Annotated in this window: 17 protein-coding genes; 14 read left to right on the plus strand and 3 right to left on the minus strand. The window is 71.4% G+C overall.

Translation table 11 applies throughout. The annotated features are described in order from the left end of the window. Positions 1-120: 120 nt before the first annotated feature. The 13 genes from HGK68_RS01430 to mmsB all read left to right on the plus strand — a co-directional run bounded on the left by HGK68_RS01430 (position 121) and on the right by mmsB (position 17,012). A complete protein-coding gene (locus HGK68_RS01430) occupies positions 121-1,410 on the plus strand; it encodes an efflux RND transporter periplasmic adaptor subunit (protein WP_246260489.1) in 1,290 nt (429 codons plus the stop codon). Continuing rightward, on the plus strand, positions 1,403-2,140 hold the full coding sequence (locus HGK68_RS01435) for an ABC transporter ATP-binding protein (protein WP_281358381.1): 738 nt from the start codon (positions 1,403-1,405) through the stop codon (positions 2,138-2,140). Before HGK68_RS01430 ends, HGK68_RS01435 begins: the two co-directional genes overlap by 8 nt. Then, positions 2,137-3,369, plus strand: coding sequence for an ABC transporter permease (locus HGK68_RS01440; RefSeq protein ID WP_169164361.1), 1,233 nt, complete (start codon positions 2,137-2,139; stop codon positions 3,367-3,369). The genes HGK68_RS01435 and HGK68_RS01440 overlap by 4 nt, the downstream gene beginning before the upstream one ends. Positions 3,370-3,395: 26 nt before the next feature. Continuing rightward, positions 3,396-4,262, plus strand: coding sequence for a hypothetical protein (locus tag HGK68_RS01445; RefSeq protein WP_169164362.1), 867 nt, complete (start codon positions 3,396-3,398; stop codon positions 4,260-4,262). 34 nt (positions 4,263-4,296) lie between these two features. Further along, positions 4,297-6,522, plus strand: coding sequence for a permuted SH3 domain-containing protein (locus HGK68_RS01450; RefSeq protein ID WP_169164363.1), 2,226 nt, complete (start codon positions 4,297-4,299; stop codon positions 6,520-6,522). 113 nt (positions 6,523-6,635) lie between these two features. After that, complete coding sequence (proC, locus tag HGK68_RS01455) at positions 6,636-7,538, plus strand: pyrroline-5-carboxylate reductase (protein ID WP_169164364.1); 903 nt, start codon at positions 6,636-6,638, stop codon at positions 7,536-7,538. A 45-nt stretch (positions 7,539-7,583) separates the two neighbouring features. Continuing rightward, on the plus strand, positions 7,584-8,600 hold the full coding sequence (locus HGK68_RS01460) for a LacI family DNA-binding transcriptional regulator (protein ID WP_246260491.1): 1,017 nt from the start codon (positions 7,584-7,586) through the stop codon (positions 8,598-8,600). A gap of 189 nt (positions 8,601-8,789) precedes the next feature. Then, entirely contained in the window at positions 8,790-10,328 is a 1,539-nt protein-coding gene (locus HGK68_RS01465; RefSeq protein ID WP_246260493.1) for a xylulokinase, read from the plus strand. 28 nt (positions 10,329-10,356) lie between these two features. Further along, complete coding sequence (locus HGK68_RS01470; RefSeq protein WP_169164366.1) at positions 10,357-11,109, plus strand: L-ribulose-5-phosphate 4-epimerase; 753 nt, start codon at positions 10,357-10,359, stop codon at positions 11,107-11,109. Next, positions 11,106-12,677 (plus strand): L-arabinose isomerase, encoded by a 1,572-nt coding sequence (gene araA, locus HGK68_RS01475; protein ID WP_169164367.1) that lies wholly within the window; start codon positions 11,106-11,108, stop codon positions 12,675-12,677. Before HGK68_RS01470 ends, araA begins: the two co-directional genes overlap by 4 nt. 375 nt (positions 12,678-13,052) lie before the next feature. Then, positions 13,053-14,198 carry a multiple monosaccharide ABC transporter substrate-binding protein gene (chvE, locus tag HGK68_RS01480; protein ID WP_169166874.1) on the plus strand — a complete coding sequence of 382 codons (1,146 nt, stop codon included), beginning with the start codon at positions 13,053-13,055 and terminating at the stop codon, positions 14,196-14,198. Positions 14,199-14,283: 85 nt separating this feature from the next. Then, positions 14,284-15,834, plus strand: a complete 1,551-nt coding sequence (gene mmsA, locus HGK68_RS01485) for a multiple monosaccharide ABC transporter ATP-binding protein (protein ID WP_169164368.1) — start codon at positions 14,284-14,286, stop codon at positions 15,832-15,834. Beyond that, entirely contained in the window at positions 15,831-17,012 is a 1,182-nt protein-coding gene (gene mmsB, locus HGK68_RS01490; RefSeq protein WP_169164369.1) for a multiple monosaccharide ABC transporter permease, read from the plus strand. The genes mmsA and mmsB overlap by 4 nt, the downstream gene beginning before the upstream one ends. Before the next feature lie 420 nt (positions 17,013-17,432). On the opposite strand, the gene HGK68_RS01495 is transcribed toward mmsB, so the two are convergent. From HGK68_RS01495 to HGK68_RS01505, 3 genes are all read right to left on the minus strand, one after another. Next, positions 17,433-18,563: an ROK family transcriptional regulator gene (locus HGK68_RS01495; RefSeq protein WP_169164370.1), complete on the minus strand. Its 1,131-nt coding sequence runs from the start codon at positions 18,561-18,563 to the stop codon at positions 17,433-17,435. Next, positions 18,560-19,195 (minus strand): potassium channel family protein, encoded by a 636-nt coding sequence (locus HGK68_RS01500; RefSeq protein WP_169166875.1) that lies wholly within the window; start codon positions 19,193-19,195, stop codon positions 18,560-18,562. Before HGK68_RS01500 ends, HGK68_RS01495 begins: the two co-directional genes overlap by 4 nt. A gap of 268 nt (positions 19,196-19,463) precedes the next feature. Beyond that, the gene (locus HGK68_RS01505) at positions 19,464-20,843 is read right to left on the minus strand and encodes a TrkH family potassium uptake protein (RefSeq protein ID WP_169164371.1); all 1,380 of its coding nucleotides are present in this window, start codon (positions 20,841-20,843) and stop codon (positions 19,464-19,466) included. Between the two features lie 76 nt (positions 20,844-20,919). Here HGK68_RS01505 and HGK68_RS01510 point away from each other — a divergent pair, with 76 nt between their 5' ends. Continuing rightward, positions 20,920-22,101, plus strand: a complete 1,182-nt coding sequence (locus HGK68_RS01510; protein ID WP_169164372.1) for an acetoin utilization protein AcuC — start codon at positions 20,920-20,922, stop codon at positions 22,099-22,101. Positions 22,102-22,182 lie beyond the last annotated feature (81 nt).

The following is a 22,182-nucleotide window of genomic DNA, read 5'->3' on the forward strand; positions in this document are numbered from 1 at the left end:
TCCCGCAGCCACACCCCCACAGCTCGGCCACAGCCACCTGCTACGGCCGCCCCAGCAGCTCTCCCTAGCGTCGGATCAGCGGCGCGGGTCGGGTGCGTGTCCCCCGCGCACCGGACCGTCGTGAGGGAGAACATGCTGTCGCTGTGGAGGCGGACCCGCCTGTGGATGCGGATCGTGAGCGTGGGGGCCGTGGTCGTCGTCCTCGCCGGCGCGGGGGTGTACTGGTTCGGCCTGCGGGGTGGGCCGGCGACGGCTGACGCCGCGGCATCGGGCACCAGCACCGTCACCGCGAGCACCACCACCTTCGAGCAGTCGGTGTCGGCCACCGGCACCCTGACCCCGGCGGTGCAGGAGGACGTGTCGTTCGCGGTGTCCGGCACGGTGACGGCGGTGGATGTCGCCGCCGGTGACACGGTGACCGCGGGCCAGCGACTGGCGACGGTCGACACCCTGCAACTGAACGCCGACCTGTTGGCGGCGAAGGCCGACCTGGTCAGTGCGCAGGCGGACCTCTCGGACGCGCAGGCCGATTCGGACGGCACCAGCACCGCCCTGGCCCAGATCGCGTCACTGTCGGCCAAGGTCGACGTGGCACAGGCTGCCTACGACGAGGCCGAGGCGGATATGGCGGCTGCGACGCTGACCGCCCCGGTGTCCGGTCTGCTGACCGAGGTCAACATCGAGGTCGGGGACGCGGTGACCGGCTCCGGGTCGTCCGGCGGCACGGGGGGATCGTCCGGGGCGAGTGGCTCGTCGGGGTCCGGCAGCTCGGGTGGCTCGGCCGCGACCGGCATGAGCGGCTCGACCAGCTCCGGCAGCACCAGCTCCAGCGCCCAGTTCGTCATCATCGGCACCGACTCCTGGACGGTCGGCGTGACGGTCGACGAGACCGATGTGGCGCTGATCGCGGTCGGCGACCAGGTCGAGCTCACCGGCGACGCGGTGGACGACACGCTGTACGGCACGGTGAGCACGGTCGGACTGGTGTCCACCAGCACCGGGGGCGTCGCCGCCTACCCGGTCACGATCCAGGTCACCGGTTCACCGGAGGGCCTGCACGACGGCACGTCGGTCACCGCCGCGATCATCTACGAGCGGCGGACCGATGTCCTGGCGGTGCCCAGTGCGGCGGTCAGCACCGAGGACGGGCAGTCGGTGGTCACCCAGCTGGGTGCCGACGGCGAGCAGGTGAGCACCCCGGTCACCGTGGGGGAAACCTCCGGGACGATGGTCGAGATCACCGCGGGGCTGTCCGAGGGCGACGAGGTGCTGGTCACCACGTTCACGCCCGGTGCGGGAACCACCCAGGACGGGTCGGGCGATCAGCAACGGCAACAGCAGCAACCGGGCGAGATGCCCGACTTCAGTGGCGGGATGCCGGGCCAGATGGGTGGTCCGAACAATGGCTGAGCTGCTGCTGGACCACGACGCCCTCGACCAGGGCCGACCCGGCGACCCGGTGATCGAGCTGACCGGTGCACGGAAGACCTACCGCTCCGGCAGCATCGAGTTCGAAGCGCTGCGCGGCATCGACCTGCTGATCGGCCAGGGCGAGTACGTGGCGATCATGGGCCCCTCCGGCTCCGGCAAGTCGACGCTGATGAACATCATCGGGTGTCTGGACGTGCTCACCCAGGGCAGCTACCACCTCGCGGGGGAGGACGTCGGCGAACTCGACGAGGTCGATCTGGCCGAGGTGCGCAACCGGCGGCTGGGCTTCGTCTTCCAGCAGTTCCACCTGCTGCCCGCGCTGTCGGCCTGGCGCAATGTCGAACTCCCGCTGATCTACCGGGGCATCCCGGCGGCCGAACGGCGGGACCGCGCGGTGGCGGCCCTGGAACGGGTCGGCCTGGGTGAGCGCCTGGACAACCGGCCCGGCGAACTGTCCGGCGGTCAGCAGCAGCGGGTGGCGGTGGCCCGGGCACTGGTCGGGGAACCGGCGCTGATCCTCGCCGACGAGCCGACCGGGAACCTGGACTCGGTCTCCACCGAGGACGTGCTGGCCCTGTTCGACGAGCTGCACGCCCAGGGCCGCACCATCGTCCTGATCACCCACGAGCTGGAGGTGGCCGAGCGCGCCCGCCGGATCGCCTTCGTCAAGGACGGTCTGGTCCAGTCGGACGAGGTGAATCCCCGATGAGCTGGGCCGAGACCTTCCGCACCTCCTGGTCGGCAGTGCGCGGGCACGCGCTGCGTTCGCTGTTGACGGTGCTGGGCATCCTGATCGGGATCGCCGCGGTGATCCTCACCGTCGGCCTCGGGTTGGGCACCCAGAAGGACGTCAGCGAGCAGATCAGCTCGCTGGGGTCGAACCTGCTGATCGTCACCCCGGGGTCGAGCACCGACTCCGACGGGATGCGCGGCGGATTCGGCACCGCCGCCACCCTCACCCGGTCGGACGCCGAGGCGCTCGCCTCCTCGGTGAACGCCCCGGACGTCGGTGCGGTGGCTCCGGAGAAGGAGACCTCCACCTCGGTCGAGGCCAACGACACCAACTGGACCACCACCGTGGTCGGCAGCACCGTCGACTGGCTGGACGTCCGTTCCCGGAGCGTGGTGTCCGGCGAGTTCTTCACCAGCGACGACGACGATGCCGGGGCCCTGGTGGCGGTGATCGGGCAGACCACCGCCACCGAGTTGTTCGGCACCACGAACGTGGTCGGACAGTCGATCACCATCGCGGACACCAGCTTCCGGATCGTCGGCGTGCTGAACGCCGCCGGGTCGAGCACCGACGCCGATCTGGACGACCTGGTCGTGGTGCCGCTGACCACCGCCGCGAACACCGTCTCCGGCGGGCTCGACCGCAATGCGCTGTCTACGATCTACGTGCAGGCGGCCTCGGCGGATCACCTGTCGGCGGCGTACCAGGAGTCGCAGACCCTGCTGCTCAACCTGCACGGGATCACCGACGCGGACTCGGCGGACTTCAGCATCGACTCCCAGGACTCGCTGGTCAGCACCGCGACGTCGGTCTACCAGACCCTGACCGTGCTGCTCACCGGGATCGCCGCGCTGTCCCTGCTGGTCGGCGGGATCGGCGTCATGAACATCATGCTGGTCTCGGTCACCGAGCGGACCCGGGAGATCGGTCTGCGCAAGGCGCTCGGGGCCCCGCCGTGGGCGATCCGTCGCCAGTTCCTGGTCGAGGCGGCGGTGCTCGGCCTGGCCGGCGGGCTGCTGGGTGCCGCGCTCGGGATCGTCGGTGCCCTCACCCTGCCCTCCGCCCTGGGCACCTCCATCGTGATCTCCGGTGCGGCGGTGGGCGGCTCGGTCGCCGTCGCCATCGCCATCGGGATCGTCTTCGGGGTCTACCCCGCCACCCGCGCGGCCAAGCTCGCGCCCATCGACGCCCTGCGGTCCGAGTGACCGTGCGCCACCACCCAAGGAGAACCATGTCCCGCTCACTGTCGTCCCGTTCCCGCGCCCTGCTGGCCCTGCCGGCGGCCGCCTCCGTCCTGGTGCTGCTCGCCGCGTGCTCGTCCGGTTCGGACACCACCAGCACCGGCTCGGACACCGCCACCTCGAACTCCCAGCCCGCCGGCGGTGACCGGATGCCGGGCGTGGGCGGTGTGTCCGGTGAGATCGCCGAGGTGTCGGACACCCTGATGCAGGTCCAGGGCGACGACGGCCAGACCGCCGTCAGCTGGGACGCCTCGACCACGATCAGCCAGACCGTCTCGGCGGCGCTCTCCGACGTGACGGTGGGGGTCTGTGTCAGTGCCGTCCTGGACGACGATGACCTGGCGACGTCGATCACGATCAGTGAGCCGGTGGACGGGGAGTGCACCGGTGGCGTCGGGATGGGCGGCGGTGGGGGGATGCCGCAGGGCGGTGAGCTGCCCGACGGCGCGCCCACCGGCATGCCGGAGGGCGAGGCACCCGCCGACATGCCGACCGACGCACCCGACGGTGGCGGGTCGGGTGGCGGCTTCCGCCAGGTCACTTCCGGCCTGGTGACCGCCGTCGACGGCAGCACCCTCACCGTCGACGCGGTGTCCATGGGCCGGCCCGGCGACGACTCCGCCGACGCCAGCACCGAGTCCACGGTCGTGACCGTCGCCGACACCACCACCTACACCGCCACCGCCGCCGCCGACGCCACCGCGATCACCGTCGGCCGGTGCGTCGTGGCCCAGGGCGACCAGGACGACTCCGGGCAGATGACCGCCACCAGCCTCACCTTGTCCGACGCCACCGACGGCGGCTGCTCCACCGGCTTCGGTGGACGTCCGCAGGGCGGTGACGACTCCGATGCGTGACCTCGTGTGCCGTCGGCGCCGGCATTCCGCGCCGGTGACCTCGGGAGCCGCCCGACGTCGGGCACTGCGGCGCCGCCGACTCGTCACCGTGGGCGTCGCCGGTGCCCTGGTGCTCAGCCTGCTCGGTGGCGGGGTCGCCCTCGCCACCCGCTCGGGAAGCACCGGGTACACCACCGCCATCGCCGCGGTGGCCGGAGTCGATCAGACCATCGACACCACCGGCACCGTCGCCTCCGCCACCACCCTCGACCGGTCGTTCTCCGTGGCGGGCACCGTCGGATCGGTGGATGTCGCGGTCGGTGACACGGTGACCGCCGGAGAGGTGATCGCCTCCTTGGACACGACCTCGTTGCAGGACGCGGTGGACGCTGCGCAGGAGGCGGTGACCGAGGCGGAGCAGAAGCTCGCCGACGACCAGGACTCGCAGACCGCCAGCTCGTCCTCGTCGTCCAACAGCTCCTCCGGGAGCGGTTCGAGCGGGTCGGGCTCCGGCGGTTCGTCGTCTGGTGGCAGCGCGACCGGGTCCGGCGGTGCCGACGTGGGGTCCGCAGCGGCATCGGGTTCCGGCGGTTCCGGCTCGGGCAGCTCGGGCAGTTCGGGGTCCGACGGGTCGGGGTCCGGCAGCTCGGGGTCCGACGGGTCGGGTTCCGGCGGCGCGGCCACGGGCGGCGGTGACGGCACCGAGGGTGACGGCGCGACGGAGGACCCCGCCGTCACCGAGGCGATCACCGCCGTGACCACCGCCCAGGAGGCGCTGCTCACCCAGTACCAGGCTGCTCAGGCCGCCCTCGCCGACTCCAGCACCGCGGTCACCGACTCGGGCACCATCTGCGCGCCACTCCTCAGCGCGACCTCGGACACCGGGTCCAGCGACTCCGGTTCCACGGACTCTGGTTCCGCGGATTCCGGTTCCGCGGACTCCGGTTCCACGAGCTCCGGTTCCGCCGACTCTGGATCCACCGGCACCGGGTCGACCGATGCCGGCTCCGGTGACGCGGGCACGTCCGGGTCGGGCGACGCCGGGAGCACCGACACGACGGCCTCTGGCGTCACCACCACCAGCACCACCGCCGACGACCTCACTGCCTGCCAGGACGCGATCACCGCCGTCCTGACCGCGCAGACCGCCGTCGACGACGCCCAGCAGGCACTCACCGCGGCCGCTGACACCCTGAACACCGCTGTCGCCGCCGCCCAGGAGGCGCTCGCCGCCGCCGGGTCCGGCTCCACCGCCACACCGGGCGGCTCGGGCACCGGATCCACCGACGGCAGCGCCGAGCCGGGAACCAGCACCGGTACCGGCTCCGACTCGGGGTCCACCGCGTCCCAGACGCCCAGCAGCGGGTCGGGCACCACGGGCACCGCCTCGGGGGCCAGCGCATCCGGCTCGTCCGATGCCACCGGCTCGTCGGCCGCCGCGGGGATGTCCGGTGGGTCGTCGTCCGGCTCCGGCAGCGCGTCCGGCTCCGGCGGCTCATCCGTGGCGACCGCCGCCGACCTGCTCGCGGACCAGGCAGCGATCGACCAGGCCAATGCCGACCTCGCGCTGGCGCAGAGCAAGCTCGCGCTGGTGGACCTCACCAGCCCGGTGAACGGCACCGTGGCCGCGGTGGCGCTCGCGGTCGGCGATGAGGTCGAGGCATCCTCCGACTCCGCGGTCATCACGATCATCGGCGACGACGGCTACCTGGTGTCCACCGCCGTCTCGCTCAGCCAGGTCGATCTGGTCGAGGTCGGCCAGCAGGCATCCCTCACCGTCACCTCGCAGGACGAGGCGCTCACCGGCACCGTCAGCTCGATCGGGGTGCTCAACTCCTCGACGAGCTCCGACCCGGCGTACACCGTGGAGATCGCCGTCGACGACCCGGAGGTCACCCTGTTCGACGGACAGTCGGCACAGGTGTCCATCGCTGTCGCCGCCGCGGACGACACGCTCACCGTGCCGTCGTCGGCCGTGCACCTGGACGGCAGCACTGCGACCGTGAACGTGCTCCGGGACGGTGCTGTCGAGTCGGTGGAGGTCGAGCGCGGCGCGGTCGGCACCGAGCTCACCGAGATCACCGACGGGCTCACCTCCGGGGACGAGGTCGTGCTCGCCGACCCGAACCAGTCGCTGAGCACCGACGACGACGCCGAATCCACCGGCCTGAGCGGGCTCGGCTCGACCGGTTCCTCGGACTCGTCCGAGGCAGGCGGTTTCACGCCGCCGGATCAGGGGTCGTTCCCCGGTGGCCAGCTGCCCGTGGCGCCCGGACAGTGACCGACCGGGTGCCGACACCGGGTGACCCGGCGTCGGCACCCGGCCGACCTCGCCTCCCGCGCCCCGCCGGATAGGCTCCCGGTGTTCGGACAGCACCGCAGGGAGGACCCCCGATGAGCCAGACCAGCACCGCACAGCCCCGGGCCGGCGTGCTCGGCGGGGGAGTGATGGGCGAGGCGCTGGTGTCGGCGCTGCTCACCGCCGGATGGGACATGGACGATGTCGCGGTCACCGAGCGCAGTGCGATCCGGGCGAACGAGCTGTCCAGCCGGTACGGCGTCCGCTCAGCCGATCCGAACCCCAAGGTGGTGCGCTCCGCGGGGCTGGTGATGATCGCGGTCAAGCCGCAGGTGGTGCCCGCACTGCTGGACGAGATCGCCGACGCGGTCCGACCGGACACCCTGGTGGTGTCGGTCGCCGCCGGTGTGCCGCTGTCGGTCTACGAGCGGGCGCTCCCCGAGGGCACCCCGGTGGTCCGGGTGATGCCGAACACCCCGGCGCTGGTCGGCAAGGGTGCCTCCGCCATCGCCCCGGGCACCCACGCCACCGACGAGCACCTGGAGCTGGTGGAGCGGGCGCTCGCGGCGACCGGCCTGGTGGTCCGGGTGCAGGAGAAGGACCTGGACGCGGTGACGGCGATCTCCGGCTCCGGCCCGGCGTACGCGTTCTACCTGATCGATGCGATGGCCGAGGCCGGGGTGCTGCTCGGGCTCACCCGGGACCTGGCCACCCGGCTCGCGGTCGCCACCGTCGAGGGCTCGGCGGCGCTGGCGGCGCAGACCGGTGACCACCCGGTGGTGCTGCGCGAGCGGGTGTCGTCGCCGGGCGGCACCACCGTCGCCGGGGTCGCGCAGCTGGACGCCCATGGTGTCCGGGCCGGGATCGTCGCCGCCGCGCGGGCCGCCCACGACCGCTCGCAGCAGCTCGGTGCCGCCGCCGCTCCCGCGCCGGATGCCGCGCCGTCGGGGCACACCCAGCCCGCCTCGGACGCCGAGCAGTCGGGACCCGCGCGGTAACCTCCGGCTCAGCCGCCACCCGACCAGCCCAGGACCCACCCCGCCATGACCCCACCGCCCCGCCCGCCCGCGATGAGCGATGTCGCCGCGCGCGCCGGGGTGTCGCACCAGACCGTCTCCCGGGTGCTGAACGACCACCCGAGCGTCCGGCCGGAGACCCGCGACCGGGTGCTGGCGGCCATCGCGGAGCTCGGCTACCGCCGCAACAGCGCCGCCCGCGCCCTGGTCACCCGACGGTCGGGGGCGTTCGGGGTGCTGACCACCGCCACCGGCCACCACGGTCCGGCGAGCACGCTGCTGGAGGTCGAGCGGGCGGCCCGGGAGGTCGGCTACTACGTGAGCGTGGCCGCGGTGGACCGGTTCGAGCCGGACACCCTGCACGCGGCGCTGGACCACTTCATGGACCAGGGCGTCGAGGGGGTCGCGATCATCGCGCCGCAGGTGGACGTGGCGGACGCGGTCACCGCGTTCGCGGCGCCGGTGCCGACCGTGATGGTCACCTCCGACGGCGGTCGACCCGCGTCGGAGCGGTTGATCAGCGTGGGTGTCGACCAGCGGGCCGGGGCGCGGGACCTGGTCCGGCACCTGGTCGGCCTGGGGCACCGTGACATCGTGCATCTGGCCGGCCCGCAGGACTGGTTCGACGCCCGGGACCGGCTCGCCGGGTGGGCGGAGGAGTGCGAGGCCGCCGGCCTGACCCCCCGTGACCCGATCCTGTGCGACTGGTCCGCCGACGCGGGGTACCGGGCGGCGCAGCGGCTGATCGCGGAGGGTCTGCCCTCGGCGGTGCTCGCCGCGAACGACCAGCTCGCCCTCGGGGTGCTGCGCGCCTGCTGGGAGCACGGGATCGACGTGCCGGGCCGGTTGTCGGTGACCGGTTTCGACGACGAGGTCGGTGCCGGGTACTACACCCCGCCGCTGACCACCGTGCGCCAGGACTTCGCGGCCCTGGGCCGGGCGGCGGTGGATGCGCTGGTGCGCTCGCTGGCCGGGGAGTCGCCGGTGGACAGCACCATCCCGGCGACCGTGGTCCTGCGCGCGAGCACCGCCGCCCCGCGCTGAGCGGCCCGACACCGCAGCCTCACCGGAAGACGGCTCCGCTCGCGGCGACACCCCCGGTGTGCCCGAAGTCCGAGCACCTCGACGCGACTCGATGTGAGCGCTAACATGCATGACAGGCCGCCGATGTCCGGCGGTGCCCGACGCCCGCAGCCAGTTCCCCGGCCGGGCCGACCGACGGAGGAATCGGCGATGGCGCAGGACACCACCTGGCTGGGCATCGAGCTCGGCTCCACCCGGATCAAGGCCTGTCTGATCGGCGCCGATCACACGCCGCTGGCCACCGGGTCGCACGCCTGGGAGAACCAGTTCGTCGACCGGCTGTGGACGTACTCCCTGGACGACGTGTGGACGGGTCTGCGCGCCGCCGTCGCCGACCTGCTGCGGGACGCCGCCGAGCGTGGCGTCCCGGTGACCGGGATCTCCGGTCTGGGCGTCTCGGCCATGATGCACGGCTACCTGGCCTTCGACGCCCAGGACCAGCTGCTGGTCCCGTTCCGCACCTGGCGCAACACCAACACCGGCCGGGCCGCCGCGGAGCTCACCGAGCTGTTCGGCACCAACATCCCGCTGCGCTGGTCGATCGCCCACCTGCACCAGGCGGTGCTGGACGAGGAGCCGCACGTCCCGCAGCTCGACTTCGTGACCACGCTCGCCGGGTACGTGCACTGGCAGCTCACCGGGCAGAAGGTGCTCGGCATCGGCGACGCCTCCGGCATGTTCCCGATCGACTCCGCCACCCACGACTACGACGCCACCATGGTCGCCGCGTACCCCGGCCCGGATGTCACCGCGCTGTTCCCCCGGGTGCTGGTGGCCGGTGCCGATGCCGGAACGCTGACCGCCGACGGCGCAGCCCTCCTCGACCCCAGCGGCACCCTGACCGCGGGCATCCCGCTGGCCCCGCCGGAGGGCGACGCGGGCACCGGCATGGTCGCCACCGGGTCGGTCGCCCCGCGCACCGGCAATGTCAGCGCCGGGACCAGCATCTTCGCGATGGTGGTGCTGGAGCACCCGCTGTCCGAAGTGCACCACGAGCTGGACCTGGTCACGACGCCCGCCGGTGACCCGGTGGCGATGGTGCACTGCAACAACGGTGCCTCCGAGCTCGGTGCCTGGGCGGAGGTCTTCGGGCAGTTCGCCGCCGCGAGCGGGCACCCGATGCAGCCGGACGAGGTCTACGGCGTGTTGTTCCGGGCCGCCCTGGACGGTGCCGCCGACGGTGGCGGCCTGATCGCCTACAACCATCTGTCCGGTGAACCGATCGCCGACCTGACCGAGGGTCGCCCGATGATCGTCCGCACCCCGGACAGCACGCTGAACCTGGCCAACTTCGCCCGGACCCAGATCGCCGGGGTCTTCGGCACGCTGAGCCTGGGCATGCAGGTGCTCGCCGGTGAGGGCGTGGCGATCGACAGCATGTTCGCGCACGGTGGCCTGTTCCGGACCGCCGGGGTGGCCCAGCGCCTGCTCGCCGCCGCCATCGACGCGCCGGTCGCGGTCGGGGAGACCGCCGCCGAGGGCGGCGCCTGGGGCATCGCGGTGCTGGCCGCCTACCAGGGGCAGTCCGAGGGCGTGTCGCTGGACGACTACCTGGCGCACCGGGTGTTCGCCGACGCCCACCTGGACGTCACCGACCCGGACCCGGCCGACGTCGCCGGATACGCCACCTACCTCGACCGCTACCGCGCCGGACTCGCCGCCGAGCGCGCGGCAGCCGAAGTCCTCTGATCCCATCCACCCCTCGCCAGGAGGTCCCATGCAGCTCACCGACTATCCCGACCATGTCCGCGAGGCGGTGGCCGCCACCCGTGAGGTGGTCGCCCGCCTGCACGCCGAGCTGCCGCGCTGGGGCCTGGTCGTGTGGACAGCCGGCAATGTCTCGCAGCGGGTGCAGGTGAACGCCGACGGGCCGTCCGCCGACGACCTGCTGGTGATCAAGCCCTCCGGCGTCACCTACGACGAGCTGACCCCGGAGTCGATGGTGGTCTGCGACCTGGACGGCACACTGATCGACGGCGACCGCAGCCCGTCCAGCGACACCGCCGCACACGCCTACGTGTACCGGCACATGCCCGAGATCGGTGGTGTGGTGCACACCCACTCCACCTACGCCACCGCCTGGGCCGCCCGGGCCGAGCCGGTGCCCTGCGTGCTGACGATGATGGCCGACGAGTTCGGCGGCGACGTCCCGATCGGCCCGTTCGCGCTGATCGGCGACGACTCCATCGGTCGCGGCATCGTCGAGACGCTGCGCGAGTCCCGCAGCCCGGCGGTGCTGATGCGCAACCACGGCCCGTTCACCATCGGCAAGGACGCCAAGGCAGCGGTCAAGGCCGCCGTCATGGTGGAGGAGGTGGCGCGCACCGTGCACATCTCCCGGCAGCTCGGGGAGCCGACCCGCATCCCGGCCGAGCAGGTCGACTCGCTGTACGCCCGGTACCAGAACGTCTACGGCCAGGGCAGCGCCGCCCCGGCCGCTGAGCCCACCACGAAGGAGCAGGACGCATGAACTCACCCCACGGAACCGCTCGCTCCGCTCCCGCTTCCGCGGGGACCCCGAGCAGCAAGCCCTACACCGAGCGAGCCGGAGCCGAGGTCTGGTTCTTCACCGGCAGCCAGGACCTGTACGGCGAGGAGACGCTGCGCCAGGTCGCCGAGCAGTCCCAGGAGGTCGCCCGCACCCTGGACGAGTCGGCCGACGTGCCGGTCCGCATCGTGTGGAAGCCGGTGCTGAAGGACTCGGTGTCGATCCGCCGGGCGATGCTCGACGCGAACTCGGACGACAAGGTGCTGGGCGTCATCACCTGGATGCACACCTTCAGCCCGGCCAAGATGTGGATCGCCGGCCTGGACCAGCTGCGCAAGCCGCTGCTGCACCTGCACACCCAGGCGAATGTCGAGCTGCCCTGGGACAGCATCGACATGGACTTCATGAACCTCAACCAGGCCGCGCACGGTGACCGCGAGTACGCGTACATCGCCTCCCGGCTCGGCGTCGCCCGGACCACCGTCGTCGGCCACGCGTCGAACCCGGCCGTCACCCAGCGGGTCGGCACCTGGGTGCGGGCCGCCGCAGGCTGGGCGGCGACCCACGAGCTGAAGCTGGTCCGGTTCGGCGACAACATGCGCAACGTCGCGGTCACCGAGGGCGACAAGACCGAGGCCGAGCTGCGGTTCGGCGTCTCGGTGAACACCTGGGGCGTCAACGACCTGGTCGCCGCGGTGGACGCGGTGGCCGACGTGGACATCGACGCGCTGGTTGCCGAGTACGAGGAGCTCTACGACGTGGTGCCCGAGCTGCGCCGCGGCGGTGAGCGCCACGAGTCCCTGCGGTACGCGGCCCGCCAGGAGATCGCCCTGGAGACGTTCCTGACCTCGGTGGGTGCGAAGGCGTTCACCACCAACTTCGAGGACCTCGGGGACCTGCGTCAGCTGCCGGGTCTGGCCGTGCAGCGCCTGATGGCGAAGGGCTACGGCTTCGGTGCCGAGGGCGACTGGAAGACCGCCGTCCTGGTGCGTGCCGCCAAGGTGATGGGTGAGGGCCTGCCCGGCGGCGCGTCGCTGATGGAGGACTACACCTACGACCTGACCCCGGGCGCGGAGAAGATCCTGGGCGCGCACATGCTCGAGGTCTGCCCCTCCCTCACCACGTCGAAGCCGAAGGTGGAGATCCACCCGCTGGGCATCGGTGGCAAGGAGGACCCGGTGCGGATGGTCTTCGACGCCGACCCGGGCGAGGCGGTGGTGGTGTCGCTGGCCGACATGCGCGACCGGTTCCGGATGACCGCGAACGTCGTCGACGTGGTGCCCCCGAGCCAGGAGCTGCCGAACCTGCCGGTCGCCCGTGCGGTCTGGGAGCCGCGACCCGACTTCGCCACCTCGGCGGAGGCGTGGCTGACAGCGGGCGGCGCGCACCACACGGTGATGTCCACCGCCGCGGGTGTCGAGGCCTTCGAGATCTACGCCGACATCGCGGGCACCGAGCTGTTGGTGATCGACCAGGACACCACCCGGCGCGGGTTCCGCGATCAGGTGCGCTGGAACCAGGTCTACTACCGGGTCGCCCAGGGCCTCTGACCCCGTCGAAGCCGCCCATCCCCAGCTGGGGGATGGGCGGCTTTGTGTTTGCGTACAAAACTCAATCACCCGACCGGATCAAGCCCTCAGAAGCCCTCGCTCCCCCTGTCGCGAAGCCTCTGACCTGCACAAACACCCGTCAATCAGCCCGCTGAGGACCCGTTACCCATCTGCAACCTGCTGTGACTCGGCTTTGGCTTGACTTCTTGAACTCAACCCCCGAGAGTTTCAGCGTGCCCGGCACCGACGCCTGGACGTGCACCGGAAACGGCCCGATGACGGTCCGCTCCGGCTCAGGGGGACATGAGCGAGAACGGTGGCTGTGACGCCACCCGTGACGACGAGGTCAGCACCCCTCTCAAGGAGGAGAAGGACATGAAGAGCATCAAGTTCGCGGTCGTGGCCGGGGCGCTCGCCCTGGGCCTGGCGGCCTGCTCCGGCGGTGGCGCCGGCAGCGGCGGCGGTTCCGGCAGCGGCGAGAGCGCCGACCCCGGCGACCAGACCATCGGTGTCGCGATGCCGACCGAGACCTCCGAGCGGTGGATCGCCGACGGCAACGCCGTCAAGAGCCAGCTCGAGGACGCCGGGTACAACGTCGACCTGCAGTACGCGGCCGACGACATCCCGACCCAGTCCCAGCAGATCGACCAGATGATCACCAAGGGCGTCGACCTGCTGATCGTCGCCTCCATCGACGGCACCGCGCTGGCCAACCAGCTGCAGGCCGCCGCCGACGCCAACATCCCGGTGATCGCCTACGACCGGCTGATCAACGGCACCGAGAACGTCGACTTCTACGTCACCTTCGACAACTACAACGTCGGTGTGCAGCAGGCGACCTCGCTGCTGGTCGGTCTCGGCCTGCAGAACGCGGACGGCTCCGCCGGCACCGCCACCGGTCCGTTCAACATCGAGCTGTTCGCCGGCTCGCTGGACGACAACAACGCGCACTTCTTCTTCGACGGCGCGATGGACACCCTCAAGCCGTTCATCGACGACGGCACCCTGGTCGTGAAGTCGGGTCAGACCGACATCGAGCAGGTCGCCACCCTGCGCTGGCTGCAGGAGACCGCCCAGAAGCGCATGGAGGACCTGCTGACCTCCACGTACTCCGACGGCAGCAAGGTCGACGGTGTGCTCTCGCCCTACGACGGCATCTCCCGCGGCATCATCACCGCGCTGCAGAACGCCGGCTACGGCGACTCGATCGAGGGCGGCCTGCCCATCGTGACCGGTCAGGACGCCGAGATCGCCTCGGTCAAGCTGATCAACGACGGTGTGCAGTTCTCCACCATCTTCAAGGACACTCGCAAGCTCGCCGAGCAGGCGGTCATCTCCGCGAAGGCGTACCTGGCCGGTGACGAGCCGGAGGCCAACGACACCGAGTCCTACGACAACGGCGTGAAGGTCGTCCCCTCGTACCTGCTCGAGTCGGACATCGTCTACCAGGACAACATCCAGTCGCTGCTCATCGACTCGGGGTACTGGACCGAGGACCAGGTGGCCAAGGGCCAGGCCTGATCCCCCTCTCCACCCGAACGCTCCCCGGGGCCGGCGCGATCCGGCCCCGGGGGCACCCCATCGCATGAGGAACGAGGACGGCTGCATGAGCGACCACATCCTTCAGATGCAGTCCATCACCAAGACTTTCCCGGGCGTCAAGGCCCTGCAGGACGTGAACCTGAGCGTCCGACGCGGCGAGATCCACGCGATCTGCGGCGAGAACGGCGCCGGGAAGTCGACTCTGATGAAGGTGCTCTCCGGGGTCTACCCGCACGGCACCTATGACGGCGAGATCCTGTTCGACGGAGAGAAGGTCGAGTTCGGCTCGATCAACGACTCCGAGGACAAGGGCATCGTGATCATCCACCAGGAGCTCGCCCTGGTGCCCTACCTGTCGGTTGCCGAGAACATCTTCCTGGGCAACGAGCGCCAGCACGGCGGCGTCATCGACTGGAACCGGGCCAACTCCGAGGCCGCCCAGCTGCTGGCCCGGGTCGGCCTGGACGAGAACCCCACCACCCCGATCGGTCAGCTCGGTGTCGGCAAGCAGCAGCTCGTGGAGATCGCCAAGGCGCTCTCCAAGAAGGTGAAGCTGCTGATCCTGGACGAGCCGACCTCGGCCCTCAACGACTCGGACTCCGAGCACCTGCTCGACCTGCTGCGGCACCTGCGCGGCCAGGGCATCACCTCGATCATGATCTCGCACAAGCTGAACGAGATCGCCGACATCGCGGACTCCACCACGATCATCCGCGACGGCAAGACGATCGAGACCCTGGACATGGAGGCCGATCAGGTCACCCAGGAGCGGATCATCCGCGGCATGGTCGGCCGTGACCTGGACAGCCGGTTCCCCGAGCACACCCCCACCATCGGCGAGGAGGTGTTCCGGGTCGAGGACTGGCACGTCGAGCACCCGACCCAGCCGGGACGCGTGGTGGTCGACGGCGCGAACTTCGCGGTCCGTGCCGGGGAGATCGTCGGGATCGCCGGCCTGATGGGTGCCGGGCGCACCGAGCTCGCGATGAGCGTCTTCGGTCGCTCCTACGGCCGCAACATCTCCGGCCGGGTGTACCTGCACGGCAAGGAGATCAAGGTCCGCTCGGTGCAGGAGGCGATCGGCCACGGCCTCGCCTACGCCACCGAGGACCGCAAGACCTACGGCCTCAACCTGATCGACGACATTCGCCGGAACATCTCCGCGGCGGCACTGAAGAAGATGTCCACCGGCGGATTCGTGAACGGCAACGAGGAGATCAAGGTCGCCGAGGAGTACCGGCGGTCGATGAACATCAAGGCACCCACCGTGCTGGCCCTCACCGGAAAGCTCTCCGGCGGTAACCAGCAGAAGGTGGTGCTCTCCAAGTGGATCTACACCGACCCCGAGGTGCTCATCCTCGACGAGCCCACCCGTGGGATCGACGTCGGTGCGAAGTACGAGATTTACACGATCATCAACAAGCTCGCGGATGCCGGGAAGGGGGTCGTGGTCATCTCCTCGGAGCTGCCCGAGCTCCTCGGGATCTGTGACCGCATCTACACCCTCGCGTTCGGCCGGATCACCGGTGTCACGGACCGACGGGACGCGACTCAGGAAGGGCTGATGGAGCTCATGACGCAGGAACGCGACCACTCGACGGGTGCGGTCCGGTGACCGCCGTGACCGGGCTGCGGGACATCTTCACGAAGAACCTGCGCCAGAGCGGCATCTACATCGCGTTCGTGGCGATCATCGCCCTGTTCGCGGTCCTGACCGGCGGCACGCTGCTGCAGCCGGGCAACATCACCAACATCGTCCTGCAGTACTCCTACATCCTGATCCTCGCGATCGGCATGGTGATCGTGATCATCGGTGGTCACATCGACCTGTCGGTGGGATCGGTGGTCGCCCTCACCGGCGCCGTCTCCGCGGTGCTGGTGATCAAGAACGGCAACCCGTGGTGGGTCGGCATCCTCGCCGCCCTGGCGGTCGGTCTGGTGGTCGGCGCCTGGCAGGGGTTCTGGGTCGCCTACGTCGGGATCCCGGCGTTCATCGTGACCCTGGCGGGCATGCTGCTGTTCCGTGGTCTGACCCTCCAGGTGCTGCAGAACGTGTCGCTGTCTCCGTTCCCGGGCACCTACCAGAAGGTCGCCGGTGGCTTCCTGAACGGTCTGTTCGGCGGTAACGGCTACGACGTCTTCACCCTGGTGATCGCCGCGGTCGCCGTGGTCGGCTACGCCTTCGCCGCCTACCGCTCGCGGATGGGCCGGGTGCGCTACCAGCAGTCGGTCGAGGCGATGCCGCTGTTCATCCTCAAGATCGTGGCCATCGCGGTCGTGGTGATGCTCTTCGCCTGGCAGCTGGCGCACTCCCGTGGCCTGCCGATCGTGCTGATCATCCTCGCGGTGCTGATCCTGGCCTACAACGTGGTCACCAACCGGACCGTCTTCGGTCGGCACGTGTACGCGATCGGTGGCAACCTCAACGCCGCGCAGCTGTCCGGTGTGAAGGTCAAGCAGGTCAACTTCTGGATCTTCGTCAACATGGGCCTGCTGTCCGCGGTGGCCGGTGTCATCTACTCCTCGCGTGCCAACGGCGCCCAGCCCGCGGCGGGCAACATGTTCGAGCTGGACGCGATCGCCGCCTGCTTCATCGGTGGCGCGTCGACCACCGGTGGTGTCGGCCGGGTCACCGGCGCGATGGTCGGTGGTCTGATCATGGCCGTGATGTCCAACGGCATGCAGCTGATGGGTGTCCCGCAGTCCACCCAGCAGATCGTCAAGGGCCTCGTCCTCCTGCTGGCCGTCGCCTTCGACATCTACAACAAGCGCCGCGCGGGCACCGCGCGCTGATCCACCCCGGCGAAGGCCCGGACCCCTTGGGGTCCGGGCCTTCGCCTTGCCCGGGGGCTTTGCCTGCTCGGGCCTTCGCCTTGCCTGGGCTTTCGCCCGCCCGGGCTTTGGCTCTGCCCGGCCCTCGGCTCTGCCCGGCCCCTCGCCCCGCCGGTCCTTCGCCCCGCCCGGCCCTGGGCATTTGCCTGGCCCTGGCCCTGGCCCTGGCCCTGGCCCTGGGCCTTCGCCCCGCCCGGCCCCTCGCCTTGCCGCCCTGACAGGGCGCCGAGACTACGGAAACCGGCGCTGGAGACGGCCGAATGCGTCAAATTCCGTAGTCTCGAGGCTCAGGGCCGACGGCTCACGGCTCGCGGCTCGCGGCTCACGGCTCGCGGTCCGCGGCTCGCCGCGCCGCGGGGGCACGCGCCCGGCCGCGTGGGGTCAGCGTGCGAGGGCGGCGTCCTGGGCCAGGAGCAGCGCGCCGCGGGCGGGCGCCGCCGCGCCGAGGACCCCCGCGACCACCTCGACCACGGCCCCCGAGGTCACCGCCGTCCGCTCGGCCAGCACCTCGCGCAGCGGGTCGAGCAGCAGGTTCCCGGCCCGGGAGAGTGCCCCGCCCACCACCAGGACGTCCGGGTCCAGCACGGTGCAGACCGAGGCCATCGCGGTGCCGAGGTGCCGTCCCACGTCGGAGAGCACCCGCCGGCAGCCCGGGTCGCCTTGCGCCGCCAGGTCCAGCACCTCGGCCACCGACAGTCGGCCGTGGCTGGCGGCGAGCAGCCCGATGATCGCCTGCGACCCGGCGTACACCTGGAGGCAGCCCCGGTTGCCGCAGGAGCACACCGGTCCGTGCGGGTCGATCGTCAGGTGACCGAGCTCGCCCGCGGTGCCGGTGCGCCCGTGCACCAGCTCGCCGTCGTGCACGATCCCGCCGGAGACGCCCTGGGACAGCGACACCTGCACCACCGTGGCGCGTCCTCGCCCGGCGCCGAGTCGAGCCTCGGCCAGGGCGGAGAGGTTGCCCTCGTTGTCGAAGTCCACCGGCCACGGTCCGAACGCGCCGGGGGTCGCCACCACGGTTCCCCACCCGTCCCGCACCCCCGCGCCGCCGACCCGGGCGGTCCGGACCTCGACCGGCGCCGGGATGCCCACGGCGGCCCGCAGCACCCGCCCGGGATCGATGTCGGCGGCGGCGAGCAGGTCGGCGCTCAGCTCGCGCGCGGCCGTCGCGGCGAGCTCGGCACGGTGTCCGTCCGGGAGCACCCGGATCGCCTCCGACCAGGCTCGCCCGTCCCCGGGATCGAGCAGCACCCGCACCTGATCCAGGTAGCAGTGCACTCCGATCAGCGGCCCGCCGGGTCCCGCGAGGCTGACTGCCCGCGCCCGGCGCCCGGTGCGGACCACGTCGCGCACCCGGACCACGCCGTCGTCGATCAGCCCGCCGACCACCGTCGACACCGTCCCCGCCGTCAGGCCGGTGGCGGCGACGATCTCGACCTGGGTGAGCTCACCCGCATGCCGCAGCGCCGTGAGCACGGCGGTCCGGCTGCGCGGCACGGCCGAGGCGCTCACGGTCGGGCCGCGAACCTCTCCAGCAGATCGGCGTGCCCGGAGACCACCAGCAGGTCGTTGGCGGAGATCCGGGTGTCCGGCGAGGCGTACACGAAGTCGATCCCGGGGCTCTTCACCCCGATCACGGTCACGCCGTACCGCTCGCGGATCCGCGACTGGGCGATCGTGAAGCCCTGGGTCTCGCGCGGCGGCCGCATCTTGACCACGGTGAAGCCGTCCTCGACCTCGATGTAGTCGAGCATCTTGCCGGACACCAGGTGCGCCACCCGGGACCCGGCGTCGGCCTCCGGCAGCACCACGTGATGGGCGCCGATCCGCTGCAGGATGCGGGCGTGCTCGGCACTGATCGCCTTGGACCAGATCTGCGGGGTGCCGATGTCCACCAGGTTGCCGGTGATCAGGACCGACGCCTCCAGGTAGGACCCGACGCCGACCACCGCCACGGAGAAGTCCCGGGCGCCCAGCTGCTCCAGTGCCTCGGGGTTGGCGGCGTCCGCCTCGACCAGCGGGATGCGCCCCGACCACTGCGCCACCAGCTCCGGGTCGCGCTCCACCGCGAGCACGTCCTGCCCGAGCCGGTCCAGGGTCGCCGCGATCGCGCTGCCGAACCGGCCCAGCCCGATCACCAGCACGCCGGAGTCGCGTCGGGGGTCCTTGCGCTTGTCCTTGCGCTCCCACGGCCGGTCGTGCGCGGTCGCCTCTTCCCGCGGTCCGCGCCCGCCCAGCCGCGCTCCACGCTCCGGCGACTCCTCGCGCTGCCGCGGCTCGGGGCGCCCGCCACCGGGGCCACGGGCGTCCCGGGGCTCACGGCCCGGTCGTCGACCGAAGGGCCCGGGTCCGGTGGGTGCGGAGTCGGAGCTCAGCTCGTCCTGGTACGGACCGTCGCCGGTCCGGGCGTTGTCATCCAATGATCGGCCTTTCCTCGGGCAGCCGGATGACCCGACGACGACTGCGCAGCGCCAACGCCGCGGCCAGCGTCATCGTGCCGGTCCGGCCGATGAACATCAGGACGGTGAGCACGTACTTGCCCGCGTCCGGCAGGTCAGGGGTCAGTCCGGTGCTCAGCCCACACGTCGCGAAGGCGGAGATCACCTCGAACAGCACCACGTCCAGCGTCTCGCCGGGCACGATGGCCAGCAGCAGCAGGGACGCGGTCAGCACCACGGTGGCCGACACCAGGGAGACCGCGATCGCCACCTGCAACGCCTCGCGCGGGATCCGGCGACCGTAGGCCTCGACGTCCTTGTCGCCCCGGGCCTCGGCGCGGATCGCCAGCAGCATCACCGCCAGCGTGGTCACCTTGATCCCACCGGCGGTGGACGCCGAGCCGCCGCCGACGAACATCAGGGCGTCGTTCAGCAGCCAGGTGCTCTCGTGCATCGCGGCGATGTCGACGGTCGCGAAGCCGCCTGATCGCGGCATCACCCCGGCGAACAACGAGGCCAGCAGCGTCTCGTTCCAGCCCACTCCGCCCAGGGTGCGCGGATTCGTCCACTCGAAGGCGGCGACCATGAGGGTGCCGAAGGCGACCAGACCGAGGCTGGTCACAATGGTGAGCTTGGAGTGCAGGCTCCAGCGCCGCGGCCGCCGCAGCCGCTTCATCACGTTCAGGATCACCGGGAAGCCGAGCGAGCCGATGAACACGCCGATGATGATCGGCAGCAGCATCCACCAGTCACCGGCGAACGGTCGCAGCCCCTCGGCGGTGGGCACGAAGCCCGCGTTGTTGAAGGCCGACACCGCGTAGAACAGCCCGTGCCAGGCGGCCTCGCCCCAGGAGTCGCCGACGATCCGCAACCGGGGGACCAGCACCAGCGCGATCACGACCTCGAGCAGCGTGGAGGTCACGATCACGGTGCGCAGCAGCGAGCCGACCTCGCCCAATCGGGTGGTCTTGGTCTCCGAGGTGACCAGCAGCCGCTGGGTCAGTCCGATCCGCCGCGACACGGCCAGGCCGAGGATCGACGCCAGCGTCATCACGCCGAGTCCACCGATCTTGATCGCGATCAGGATCACGACCTGCCCGGCGGTGGACCAGTAGGTCCCGGTGTCGACGGTGACCAGCCCGGTGACGCAGACCGCCGAGGTGGCTGTGAACAGTGCGTCGACGAAGGGCGCACGGTGGCCGGAGGTGGTGGCGAAGGGCAGCGACAGCAGTGCTGTGACCAGCGCGATCACCCCGGCGAACACGCCCAGTGCCAGGCGTGCGGGTGACTGGCGTGCCAGGCGGTCGACGAGTTCGCGGCCCGACCAGAGCACACCGGGCAGACCCCGTGCCATCGACCCTCCGTCCACTGCTCGTCCGTCTTCCGGCGGCCAACTCTCCCACGCGCGCGGGCCCGTCTACGGTAGGGGCATGTCGCAGCGGGTGCGCGTGGTGTGGACCCCCGAGCTGCTGGATTACGACTTCGGCCCCGGGCACCCCATGGCTCCCCTGCGGTTGGACCTCACGATCCGGCTGGCCGGGGCCCTTGGTCTGCTCGATCACGCCGATGTGCAGGTGGTGGGTGCCGAGCCCGCGTCGGACGAGCTGTTGCTGACCGTCCACGACCCGGAGTACGTCGCGGCGGTGCGCCGGGCCTCGGACGGGGGAGCCGGGGACCCTGCCCGGGGGATCGGCACCGAGGACGACCCGGTGTTCCCGGCGATGCACGAGGCGGCCGCCCGGGTGGTGACCGGCAGTCGGGACGCGGCACTGGCGGTCTGGCGTGGCGAGGTGACGCACGCGGTGAACCTGACCGGCGGGATGCACCATGCGATGCCGGGCGCCGCCTCCGGTTTCTGCGTCTACAACGACGCGGCGGTCGCGATTCGGGAGCTGCTGGCGGCGGGCGCGGAACGCGTCGCCTATGTCGACATCGACGCCCATCACGGTGATGGGGTGCAGGCGGCGTTCTGGAACGACCCGCGGGTGCTGACCGTCTCGGTGCACGAGAGCGGCCACACCCTGTTCCCCGGCACCGGCGATCCGGTGGACATCGGTGGCCCGGCGGCGATCGGCGGAGCGGTGAACCTCGCGCTGCCGGCGCACACCGGGGACGCCGGGTGGTTGCGGGCGATCGACGCGGTGGTGCCGGAGGTGCTGCGCGCCTTCGACCCGCAGTTCCTGGTGACCCAGCACGGCTGCGACGCCCACGTCGAGGACCCGATCGCCAACCTGGACGTGAGCGTGGACGCCGAGCGGCTGGCGACCTCGTGGCTGCATGCCCTGGCGCACGAGGTCGCGGACGGTCGCTGGCTCGCACTGGGCGGCGGTGGCTATGCCGTGGTGGACGTGGTGCCGCGCGCCTGGACGCACCTGCTGGGCGAGGCCACCCACCGCCCGGTCGATCCGGCGGCCCGGGTTCCCCGGGAGTGGCTGGACCAGGTGGTGGCGCTGTACGGCCGGGAGGCTCCCGGGTCGATGACCGACGGCGCTGACCTGCGGTGGCGGCCGTGGAGCGCCGGATTCGACCCGGACGACGCGGTGGATCGGGCCATCACCGCGACCCGGCGGGCGGCCTTCCCGGCGCTGGGGCTCGACCCCGCTGTCGACTGAGTGAACCTCACCCGTCCCACCTTTCACAGGGAACCCCCTAACCACTACAGTTGCCCCGTCCACCCACCGCACCCGACGTGC

The sequence above is a fragment of the Cellulomonas taurus genome (genome assembly GCF_012931845.1).
Taxonomy (GTDB): domain Bacteria; phylum Actinomycetota; class Actinomycetes; order Actinomycetales; family Cellulomonadaceae; genus Cellulomonas; species Cellulomonas taurus.